This is a genomic window from Campylobacter concisus, from assembly GCF_902460715.1.
Classification (GTDB): domain Bacteria; phylum Campylobacterota; class Campylobacteria; order Campylobacterales; family Campylobacteraceae; genus Campylobacter_A; species Campylobacter_A concisus_AK.
This window is the reverse complement of record NZ_CABPUX010000004.1, coordinates 1-10,615: the sequence shown is the minus strand read 5'-3', so window position 1 is coordinate 10,615 and position 10,615 is coordinate 1. Positions and strand designations below refer to the sequence as shown.

Sequence of the window (10,615 nt, the reverse complement as noted above, 5' to 3'; positions counted from 1 at the left end):
GCGATACCAACTGGAAGTGCCACAAGAGCGGTGATGGCCAGTGACATAAGGTTGAAAATTTACAAATTGGGAGCTCAAAATGGAATTTCTAATTTTGACGCTATTTCTGATTAGTGGGCTTATCTTATACATAAAGCCACAAATGAAGAAAATAGCAACGTCCTGTATGGCTTTGGGGTGCGTAATACTAGTTGCACTAGAATTTTACGTAAATTTATGGGTAGTCTTGCCAATAGGCAACTTTTAGGAGGGCAAGATGCAAACAAAACAAAACGAAATCCCAGCAAACGAACAAGGCTTTTTCAACCTTATGTCACTGGCCATCACCGCTCTTGTGGCACTTCCAGTTGGTATCGCCTGCTTAGTACTTGGCTTTGGGCTAGGTGATAACCCTTGCGTAATGTGCTGGGCCGAGAGGATCACGATGATAGCTATCAGCCTAATAGCGCTTTTTATCATCAGGTACGGACTAAAGCCTGGCTATCTAGCAGCACTTTTACTAATGGCTTGCTGGGGCATATTTAATGGCTTTATCCACTACAGCCTAGATGGAACATTTGGCGGCTATCTTGACATCAAACAAGGTTTTGGCCTTGAAATTTTAGGTGCCCACACTCAGTTTTGGGTTATGGTTGTTGATTTTTGTGTGATCATATTTTTAGCTTTTATATTTTTGTTTAGCAAAAATTTGGGCCTTATAATGCAAAAAAGCTCAAATGGCGAATACGGCGACTTTCTAAGCTACTTGCCACTTGGCAAATTTGCAAATTTAGTCTTTATCGTGATCATCCTTGCAAACTGCGTTCAAGCCTTTATAGCTTCTGGTCCGCCACCATATCTAGGATCTAGCACACCACCAAGAATGAGTATCGATCCTTCAAAATGGTTCTGGGAGAAAGACCACTGGGATAGCTCGCTTGATTTTAGATTTGACTGGAACCCTGAGCTTCCAGACCTAGCACAGTAAGGAGTAAAAGATGAAAAAACTAATATTTTTTATCGCATTAGTAAGCCTTGCTTTTGGGTTTAACTTTGACATGGATAGTAAAAATGGAGCGATCCAAAACACAAAAGAGCTAGGTCTTAAAGATACGCTCACTCTAAATTTGCAAAATGATAATGCAATAACTGGAGCCGACTACGATGAGAGCAAAAAGCACTTTGCCATTGTCTCAAACGACAATGAATTTTACATCGCAGATGAGAATTTAAAGCCTCTAAGTTATGCTAAGCACGACCGTCATTTTATAATGGAGATGGAGGCAACAGTCGGGGCTACTTGGTATAAAAAAGAGCTTGGCATGATAAGTTACAACAAAACTTTTGTATTTTATGAGCCAGCTAGCAACCTTAGTAAAGACGAGCAAAATAGCCAGTGGAGGCACCTATTAGCTGGATATGACGCGTGGAAGCTAAATGACCTTGGTAACAAGGGTAGATTTTCTACCATTAGATCAAAACAGCAGTATGTCTTGGGCTGGGACTACTTAGAAAGCGAGAATAAATTTTTCACAGCTAGCGTGCCAAATGACGTTAGAGACTACTGGAGTGTGGCTATATTTGATGGTGATGACAAGATGATCTTAGAAGAATTTATGCCAAAAGCAGGAGCAAATTTAGAGCTAAAAGAAGGTAGAAATTTAAACAATTATTACATTACTGGTGTTGATGTGGAGCCTGGTGCGCTCTATCTTTTAAGCAAAAATTTCTCAACTATTTTAAAGTTAAATTTAACCACCAAAGAGATAGACGAGGCATTTAGTTTTAGTGGGGTAAATAACCCAAGAGCATTAGCGATCAAAGATAATAAATTTTACATCTTCTCACGAGAAGGCAAAGAGAATAAAGTTTTTATCTTTGAGATGAAATAGCTATCAAATTTAAGGAGAAAACATGCAAAGACGTTCTTTCCTAAAAGGCACGGGAGCAGCTCTAGCAGCAGCTGGAACAGCTCCTAGCCTATTTGGTATGGAGCAATTTGAGGTGGATTTTAACCCAAAATCCTACAAGAACGAGGAAAATGTAGAGTACCACTACCTAACCTGTCCTAGAAACTGCCGTGATGCCTGTTCGATGATCGCTGAGATCAAAGACGGCAAAATGGTAAGCATAAAAGGCGATCCAAAGCACCCACTAACGCAAGGCACAGTCTGCGTCAAAGGTCACACCTATGCCATGCACCTATATAATGCCGACCGCATCATGCACCCTATGAAAAGAGTCGGTAAAAAAGGCGAAGGAAAATGGGAGAAGATAAGCTGGGATCAAGCCTTAAAAGAGATAGCTGCAAAGCTAACTGAGATAAAAGAGAAATTTGGCGGCGAAGCCTTGACCGAGTTTGTCTACTCTGGCAACGAAGGACATATCTCAAAAACTATCGCACCGGGAAATTTCTTTGAAAAATATGGAGCCACAAGACTTGTTAGAAACCCTTGTGACTGGCCAAGATACGCGGGCACTCCTAGCGTTATAGGTACTGACTTCTCAAAAGATGCACTTGAGATCGACGAGAGTGATATGTACATTAGCTGGGGATCAAACGAAGCTTACACAGCCGTACACTGGATAAGATTTGCTCACCGTGTTAAAAAAAGAGGTGGAAAGATCATCGTTATAAATACGATAAGAATTCCACTAGCAAACCAAGCTGATATGTTTATCCAGCTAAAACCATCTAGTGACCCTGCATTTTGTCTAGCGGTCTGTAAATTTTTAATAGAAGAAGATCTATATGATCATGAATTTGTAGAAAAATATACCACTGGCTTTGAAGATCTAGTACACGAGTGCTCACTCTATACCTATGGCGAGCTATCTGAGATGTGCGGAGCAAGTGTAGATCAGATCAAAGTCTTTGCTAGAGAGTACGCTCACGCAAAAGCACCAGCTATCATGCACGGCGACGGCGGACAAAGACACTTTAACGGAGCAAGACTTGTTCGTGCGGTTACATTTTTACCTGTTTTAACTGGCGCCTTGACAAAGCTTGGTGGCGGACTATTTTGGGCATACGTACATGTAAAAGGCTGCTTTAATTTCGACAACTGCATGCCAGACCTATCTCCAAAAGATAAAGATGGCAAAAAGATAGAAAGACAGCAAGTAAGCTATATAGAATTTGGTAAAGGCATACAAAAAGAAAATCCAACATATCTTGATAAGCCTATAAACACGGTCATTAAGGCATGCATCAACTACAACTCAAATTTAATGGTAACAGCGCCAAATACAAATTTGATCAAAAAACGCATAATGGACGATGACTTCTTCTTAGTTGTCCTTGATCCATATGATATCGATACTTGCGACTATGCTGACTATGTGCTACCTGGTGTTACATTTATGGAGAGTGAGGATATCCAAAACGACCAAATTTCTGGATATGTTTGCTACAACGCTCAAAGTGTAAAACCTCTTGGCGAAGCTAAGACAAATTTAGAGTTCTTCAACGCTCTTGCAAAAGCTATGGGCTATACAGAAGAGTGCTTTAACTGGGATAGCGAAACAGTTTGCAGACGCTTTTTGGATACAGAATTTGCCAAAAAACAAAACATCACCTATGAAAAACTAAAATCAGTCGGCTGGATCAAGCCATTTAGAACGCCTGAAACTATGAAGGATCAGTTACCATACTACCCTTATGCACCAAAAGACAAACTAGTCTTTGGCACAAAGAGTGGAAAATGCGAGCTTTACTCACAAACCTTTAAAGACGCAGGATATCATCCGGTAATAGACCTTGAAACTGACTGGGACTACTATGAAAAGAGCAATAAATTTGGAAAAGACTATCTCAAAAAATATCCGCTTTATTTCATGACGCCAGGTACTCAGCTCCAAGATAACTCAAACTGGGGCAATATGCCTTATATCTTAAAAAGGGTTATCGTTAAGGGTAATGCTGAGCTATTTATGACACGTGAAGATATGCAAGCCCGCGGTATCAAAAACGGAGATACAGTTGAGGCAACAAACGAAAAGGGAACAGCTGTCTTTACAGCAGTCGAGACAAATCAAATGAACCCAGGCATAGTATATGCGTGGAACAACATCTGGGTAAAAGTGACAAAATCAAGAACTGGGGCAAATATACTTTGCTCTGATGGCGTTAGTGACCTAGGAAATGGCTCAACCTATACAGCTAGCTTTTGCGAAGTAAAAAAAGCAGCTAAACAAGAGATGTAAAGGAGTCTAAGATGAAAAGAAAACAAGGATTTTTATTTGATTATAACTTTTGTATAGGCTGTAAGGCTTGTGAAATTTCATGTCAAGTCTATCACAACCAAGATCCAGATATAAACTGGAGACATGTTGATGGTCTTATGATACATGAAGATGGCATAGAAAAAGAGATCTTTATAACTCACTCTTGCCATCACTGCGACGAGCCAGCCTGTATGGATGTCTGTCCAGTTGGAGCATATATCAAGCTAGAAAATGGTGTCGTACAGCCACTTCATGATAAGTGCATAGGCTGTGGATACTGCTTGATGGCTTGCCCTTACGGCTCTATCACAAAAGGCAAAGATGGCAAAGCTCAAAAGTGCAACCTCTGTGCCGAAAAACTTGAGCGCGGCGAAGAACCAGCTTGTGTGGCTGGCTGTCCGTGTGGAGTACTAAAGCTAGTTGATAGCAACGTCAGCGATAGTGCTGGTATGCAAAAAGAGATGCCAGGCTTTAAACACTTCTTTACCAAGCCAAACATCCGCTTTTATCCAAGAATGAAGCGAAATGAATTCATACATTAAAGAGTAAAAGATGGATAAGGTCAAAGAAAAGCTTAGCGTTAGCCTTAGTGTTGAAGACTTTTTAAGGCGATTTTTCTTAGTGGAGCTTAGAGAGCAAAATTTAGATGAGCTCATAAGCCTCAGCCTTAATTTTAGTGATAAATTTAAAAATCACGACTTCATACTTTGGCTAAATAAGTGCAAAGATGATCTAAATTTGCTAGATGAGCTAAGATATGAATTTAACAGACTTTTTGTAGGGCCAAGACACCCAAAGGCCGAGCCATACGAGTCGGTTTATTTTGATTATAAAACGATGTTTGGCGAAAAGACCATGCAGGTGCGAAGCTTTTATGAGAGCTCTGGTCTAAAGCTTAGTAAAGAGCAGTTTGATAAATTTCCAGATGATTTCATCGGATACGAGCTGCAATACCTTTACTTTCTAAGTTTCAATGCCTTACAAGCAGACAAAAAAGAGAAGATGGATGAAATTTTACATAAAAAATATGACTTCATCCGCACTCATCCGTTTGAGTGGTTTTATAAATTTAGCTCTCGCTGTAAGGAAGCTACAAATTTAGAAGCTTATGCGAGCTTTGCTGATTTTTTAAATTTATATCTTGAAAACGAGATAGAGCAGTCAAGAGCTCTTCTAACTTTTAAGAGTTAAAGGATAGATAATGGAACAAACAACTTGGGGATGGCTCATAGTCATATATCTGTTTTTGGGTGGTTTAGGTGCTGGGACATTTTTGTGCTCGGCTTTAGCCTACAAAGGCTTTTTGGGCAAGCTTGATGAGAAATTTTACAAATTTGGATTTTTGCTAGCGCCAGTAGCGGTCATAGTTGGAACTTTACTTTTGCTATTTGACCTAGCACCAAGTGCGGCGATCAATCCAGCTAAGATCATAGGCCTTTACACAAGACCAGTTTCTATAATGAGTATCGGCACATATCTTCTAACATTTTTTATAATAGTTAGCGTGCTCGTGCTTTTACAAGTTAAAAAAGGTGGCAAAATTTGCGATATGATGCTTAGTTTTGGCTCGCTACTTGCAATTGGAGTGATGGGTTATACTGGACTACTTTTATATGTTGTAAAAGCGATCCCACTATGGGCAAGCATATGGCTACCGATACTATTTACTATCTCAGCCATATCAACAGGTCTTAGCGCAAACGCTATATCTGTGCTAAGTGGTGGTGGCGTTTTGAGCCACGAGTCGCATAAATTTCACACTATTTTAGTGGCGCTTGAAATTTTTGCCCTCTTGATGCTATTTGCAAGCGTTAGAAACGAAGCTGCTGGCATGGCTAGCATAACCAAAATAGTATCAGGCTCTCTAGCACCGATGTTTTGGATAGGTTTTATAGTGCTTGGTCTTGCACTGCCATTAATTGGCGGCAGTAAATTTATGCTACAAAGATGTGGCGTAACAAAAGACGGAGCAGTATGCGGATGTGGCGAAGGCATCAAAAGCTGCGTATATAATGAATATGGTGTTTTAATCGGCGGTTTTTGCCTAAGAGCATTTATCGTGCTCGGCGCGGTTTATATATTTTAGTTTCTCCCTTTTTCTGATATTGGTCGGATGAAAGTCCGACCTTTTAAAAATGCAATTTTAGATGGATTGCTAAAAGCGACGTAGCATTAAGCGACTCTTGATTTTAAATAGACCACCTGAAAATTATTGATAAGCTATTTTTATTTATAAATTACTCTAATTTTTTCAGCGAAACTTTCTGATATATGGAACTCACTAGATTTAATATGTTTTAACGCTTGAAATGGCTTACCTGATTTGCCGCAATTATATCCAAGCTCCTGCTCAATATCGTTTACAAGCTCTACAGATAAGCCTAGTTCATTATTTATTTCATCTAAAATTGCTTTGGTTGCAGAATCTGCCGCACCTATTGCTTGCTCTGATTTATTTTCTTGATGATCTTTGTCATATACCGAAACGTATGGAATCTTAAATTTATTCATTAACTTAATGTATAAAGGAATATTTTGTTTTGAACCACAATCGATAACAGTATAACTATGCTTAAACACTCCCAACTTATCTGCCAATGCAGGAAGAATCACTTTATCAGTTTGTCCTTCAACTAAAATAACTTTTTCAGCAAAAAATAATTCACCTCTATCTGGATTAATCCAATAAGACAAATTCCATTCATTCTTTTGGTTTCCATCAAATAGATCCTCCTCGCATTGAGTTACTTTACTACCATATTGCTCATTTTCTTTCTTAATAATGTAAATAGATTTATATTTATCAATACTAATAAGATTACTCGAATGCGTACATAAGATGACTTGATTTCCACTAGTAGATAATTCAACAAAACTGTCAAATAAAGATCTTTGTGCTTGTGGATGTAGATATAATTCAGGCTCTTCAAAAATAAAATAGCGAGATTTTGAAACTTTTCGATTTGTTGTTTCAGAATCCTGATTAGATTGCAACTGGCGTTTTGCGATTAACTGAATTAATGCAATTGTTACTGCACGTTGTAAACCATGCCCTTTACGAGCAATATCCGTGCGTGTGCCATCATTAATCCATACTGAAGCATTCGATTTTAGAACAGAATCGATATCTGGAATATTCAATTCAATATCAAAATAAGCATTCCAAGATAATAATTCCTTTGATAATTCATTCTCTAAATCAGATAATTGCTTTGGTCTTTCTGTATTCTCAACTCCATTAATGTATTTACTGAATTTAGAGAATAAATTAGCTAATTGTTGTTTTGTTCCTTGCCAATCTTCATTATGCTGAGACATAGTTTCCACGACTTCTCCCAGTAATTTACCGAAAACGCTGGTATCTTTTGATGCGAAGTCATCCGCAGCATTTTTTATTGCAGGCAAGAAATAAACTTCCCCAAAAATCCCTTTTGCAACAGATTTAAGCCCCATAAAATTTGTTTCTTCCAGTTCGTAGCTAAAAGTTAGATTTCTAATATTTGATTGAATATACTTTTGTTGTGCTTCTATTATCTGTTGTTTACTTAATCTTCCAGCAGGTGGTAAATATTGGTAAAAGGGTAAGCTGCTAGCAGTTTCACGACTCGTATAATTTCCTGCATTTTCTTCTTTTAAATAATCTTCCAAACAAGTTTGTATCCATCCTTTGTATTCAAAACTTCCTCCTAAATAAGCTACTTTTCTAACTTTAATTGTTTCTTGTTGGGTTACATATTTCTCAAAAGTTTTCTTGTCTTGATCATCAAGCTCAGAAAACTCAATATCCACAAAAAGTTCTTCTGCTCCTTGGAAAAAATCTAAGTCTTGATGTTTAATTTCGCCAAAAAAGAATAGAATAGCTGATAATAAATTAGATTTACCATGATTATTTTGTCCAATAATAATCATCAAATCTTGTGTCATAACTTTAAGCTCTTTAATAGAGCGCCAATTTTTTATTTCAAGTGTTTTAATTTTCATATTTACTCCTCAATTTCAAATTATACAAACACTATCTCCCTCATTATGTCCCACCAACATATCCTATTTTTCTGAATAACTGAAGGAATGGCAAATTTCTGTCAACTAGCAAACTTTGCTGCGCCCGCTAAATTTAGGCCCCAGAACAATAGCATCTCTTGGGAAAGCTTATTTTGACATCGTCTTTTGGGATTTTTATAGTCTTTTTAACACCTGCTTTTTTGTCTGCGTTTAGCGCTCGGGCGATCTCGCCTGTTTTCATCAGCTCCAAGTTTAGTGACAGTTTTAGAATTTGCCCTTTCCTTTTGCCTCTTTTGGGTTAAATTTACTGTGACATTATAGCGAATGGGGTCTTAAGAGTTTAGTAAAAATAAAAACATCAAAAATTGCTTTATAGTTTTTGGTGAGTATGTGAATATAAATTTAACAGAAAGTAAAAATAAGATTTAAGCCGCCAAAGACGGCTTAAATTTTATCTCTCAAAAATAAAAATTTTATTCACACCGTCCTCTCTGGACGCGACGTAGAATTTACCCTCTTTAATAGCGAGCGCATGGGCATCGCTCGCGCCTTCAAAGCCATAAACCTCCACGATCTTTCTGCTACGTGGATCGAGCTTTAGGATGCTTGAATATTGCTTAGATAACAAGTATACAAACTCGCCATTTACGTCCATTCCTGTGATATAGTAGTCATTTATCTCCCTGCCCTCTTTTATACCAAGACTCTCATCAAAGCTAGGAATAAATTCTGTAGACAAAAGGTTATCGCTATCACTAAAACTAGAAATACTCCAACTTTGCTTTATGTCATCTGGCACGCTTGCTATAAAAAATTCGCCGTAGAAGTCAGAGTGATCCCAAGAGAGAATATACTGCTGTTTTGCACGAACTGTGTAGTATCGGTCCTTAAAATCAAGGCTAAATTTATCATAGCCATCATGCAAATATCTCCACGCCTTATTTGCATCATCCTTGCTTTGATCTGGCATAAATTTGAAAAATTCATACGTTTTGTTATAGCTAATCAGCCCGAGAGAACCTTTAAAAAAGCTTGCACCAACCGTATCTTCCATCTGTATGATCCAATCAGGCGTGCTTCTTAGATAGCTTTTTATCTGATCTAAATTTTCATCCATAGAGTAAAGCTCAAATTTGAGTGTGCCGACCAAAAAACTTTTGCTCTCCTCATCATAGTCAAGACCTGTAACTGGATTGCTATTGTTTAGTTTTAGCTCTATTTGTCCAGCTTTTTTTAGTGGAGTTAGATTTGTAACTGCACCATTTGCTGCATTTAGATCAAATTCTCCACCAAATGCCAAGCAAGTGCAAAGTGCTATTAAATTTAAAATTTTCATTCCATATCCTTACTTTGGTAAATTTGGTAGTTTTGGATTCCAGCTTTCGCGAAAATCCATCTCATGTTCATTCCAGTGATCAAACTCCCAAAACCATTTAGAAGGATCAGCGCTCATGCGAGAAGGCGTAGCCGATGCTAGATATGGTGGTGGTCCAGCTGTTATAAAAGCTTGAATGCAGTTAAATGCCATAATGACCACAAAAACAGCCACAGCTATCTTTCCCAATAAGAAATTTGGTAAAACAACTCCGTATGCGTTTTCTTCGCTATTTTGCATGATCTTACCAACATTTTTACCAAGCATCAAAATAACACCTAAAAAGATAATGACACAAAAGTGTACTACAACAACCCAAAACTGCGTATGAGCGCCTAAAATTTCAAGCCCAAAACCTTGCTTTATATCAAGATATCCTCCGCCTGTGCCATCTAAACTATAGTGTAAAAAGCCATCATATAGCCCAAGGCACGACAAAAAGAGGATTGCGACTAGATACTTAACCTTAAAGCCGTAACGTACAACGATAAGCGCCATAAAAGAGATCGCCACCATACAAAATCTCTCATGCCAACACATGATACAAGGGCTATCGCCCATGCCAAATCCAAGTATCAGACACGCAATACCAACAGGAAGTGCGACCAAAGCGAGGGCAGCAGCTGCAAAGAGATTGAAAAATCTCTTTTCGTCACCACCCCAGCTTGCAAATTTTTTATTATTCATTGCCTGCCCCTAAAAATTTCCCATTGGCACAACGGCAAATTTATTTACCCATGCCATCATTACAATAAGCACAACTATTCCAGCAATGCCAAACCCCATTGCCATCTGCTTTTTATCCGGCCTAAACAATAAAAATAAACCAGCGATAAAAAACATCAAAACCATTAAAAATTCCATTTTTTATCCTTTCTATGAAATTTAATATTTATTAAAATATACTACCTGATTTATAATTTTAATCTTAAAGTATATTTTTTTATTATTATAAATATATTTTTTACTTAATATTTACAGGCATAAAACGTATTTGTCTAAAAAATTTAGTATATTAATACTAAATTATAT

At 37.7% G+C, this 10,615-nt stretch carries 10 protein-coding genes; 6 read left to right on the top strand and 4 right to left on the bottom strand.

Going from position 1 to position 10,615, the window contains the following annotated elements:
• Positions 1-256 precede the first annotated feature (256 nt).
• The 6 genes from F3G91_RS10150 to nrfD are packed head-to-tail and all read left to right on the top strand — an operon-like array spanning position 257 to position 6,292.
• Positions 257-967 carry a disulfide bond formation protein B gene (locus tag F3G91_RS10150; protein WP_149701501.1) on the top strand — a complete coding sequence of 237 codons (711 nt, stop codon included), beginning with the start codon at positions 257-259 and terminating at the stop codon, positions 965-967.
• Positions 968-977: 10 nt separating this feature from the next.
• Positions 978-1,871 (top strand): hypothetical protein, encoded by an 894-nt coding sequence (locus F3G91_RS10145; RefSeq protein WP_149701500.1) that lies wholly within the window; start codon positions 978-980, stop codon positions 1,869-1,871.
• A gap of 22 nt (positions 1,872-1,893) precedes the next feature.
• Positions 1,894-4,185, top strand: coding sequence for a molybdopterin-containing oxidoreductase family protein (locus F3G91_RS10140; RefSeq protein ID WP_107796786.1), 2,292 nt, complete (start codon positions 1,894-1,896; stop codon positions 4,183-4,185).
• A gap of 11 nt (positions 4,186-4,196) precedes the next feature.
• Positions 4,197-4,748: a 4Fe-4S dicluster domain-containing protein gene (locus tag F3G91_RS10135; RefSeq protein WP_012140509.1), complete on the top strand. Its 552-nt coding sequence runs from the start codon at positions 4,197-4,199 to the stop codon at positions 4,746-4,748.
• 10 nt (positions 4,749-4,758) lie between these two features.
• The gene (locus tag F3G91_RS10130) at positions 4,759-5,397 is read left to right on the top strand and encodes a TorD/DmsD family molecular chaperone (RefSeq protein WP_149701499.1); all 639 of its coding nucleotides are present in this window, start codon (positions 4,759-4,761) and stop codon (positions 5,395-5,397) included.
• A gap of 10 nt (positions 5,398-5,407) precedes the next feature.
• Positions 5,408-6,292, top strand: coding sequence for an NrfD/PsrC family molybdoenzyme membrane anchor subunit (gene nrfD, locus F3G91_RS10125; RefSeq protein ID WP_149701498.1), 885 nt, complete (start codon positions 5,408-5,410; stop codon positions 6,290-6,292).
• 140 nt (positions 6,293-6,432) lie between these two features.
• Here the strand turns inward: nrfD and F3G91_RS10120 are convergent, their stop codons facing one another.
• The 4 genes from F3G91_RS10120 to F3G91_RS10335 all read right to left on the bottom strand — a co-directional run bounded on the left by F3G91_RS10120 (position 6,433) and on the right by F3G91_RS10335 (position 10,447).
• Positions 6,433-8,187, bottom strand: coding sequence for an ATP-dependent nuclease (locus F3G91_RS10120; RefSeq protein ID WP_149701497.1), 1,755 nt, complete (start codon positions 8,185-8,187; stop codon positions 6,433-6,435).
• Positions 8,188-8,659: 472 nt separating this feature from the next.
• Positions 8,660-9,544: a hypothetical protein gene (locus F3G91_RS10115; protein WP_149701496.1), complete on the bottom strand. Its 885-nt coding sequence runs from the start codon at positions 9,542-9,544 to the stop codon at positions 8,660-8,662.
• 9 nt (positions 9,545-9,553) lie between these two features.
• Positions 9,554-10,270, bottom strand: a complete 717-nt coding sequence (locus tag F3G91_RS10110) for a disulfide bond formation protein B (RefSeq protein ID WP_149701495.1) — start codon at positions 10,268-10,270, stop codon at positions 9,554-9,556.
• Between the two features lie 9 nt (positions 10,271-10,279).
• Positions 10,280-10,447, bottom strand: a complete 168-nt coding sequence (locus F3G91_RS10335) for a hypothetical protein (protein WP_188116837.1) — start codon at positions 10,445-10,447, stop codon at positions 10,280-10,282.
• Between the last annotated feature and the right edge of the window lie 168 nt (positions 10,448-10,615).

Excerpts from the sequence above, each read along its gene's own strand:
- F3G91_RS10150 (WP_149701501.1), top strand. The coding sequence starts at position 257 with ATGCAAACAAAACAAAACGAAATCCCAGCAAACGAACAAGGCTTTTTC.
- F3G91_RS10145 (WP_149701500.1), top strand. The coding sequence starts at position 978 with ATGAAAAAACTAATATTTTTTATCGCATTAGTAAGCCTTGCTTTTGGG.
- F3G91_RS10140 (WP_107796786.1), top strand. The coding sequence starts at position 1,894 with ATGCAAAGACGTTCTTTCCTAAAAGGCACGGGAGCAGCTCTAGCAGCA.
- F3G91_RS10135 (WP_012140509.1), top strand. The coding sequence starts at position 4,197 with ATGAAAAGAAAACAAGGATTTTTATTTGATTATAACTTTTGTATAGGC.
- F3G91_RS10130 (WP_149701499.1), top strand. The coding sequence starts at position 4,759 with ATGGATAAGGTCAAAGAAAAGCTTAGCGTTAGCCTTAGTGTTGAAGAC.
- nrfD (WP_149701498.1), top strand. The coding sequence starts at position 5,408 with ATGGAACAAACAACTTGGGGATGGCTCATAGTCATATATCTGTTTTTG.
- F3G91_RS10120 (WP_149701497.1), bottom strand. The coding sequence starts at position 8,187 with ATGAAAATTAAAACACTTGAAATAAAAAATTGGCGCTCTATTAAAGAG.
- F3G91_RS10115 (WP_149701496.1), bottom strand. The coding sequence starts at position 9,544 with ATGAAAATTTTAAATTTAATAGCACTTTGCACTTGCTTGGCATTTGGT.
- F3G91_RS10110 (WP_149701495.1), bottom strand. The coding sequence starts at position 10,270 with ATGAATAATAAAAAATTTGCAAGCTGGGGTGGTGACGAAAAGAGATTT.
- F3G91_RS10335 (WP_188116837.1), bottom strand. The coding sequence starts at position 10,447 with ATGGAATTTTTAATGGTTTTGATGTTTTTTATCGCTGGTTTATTTTTA.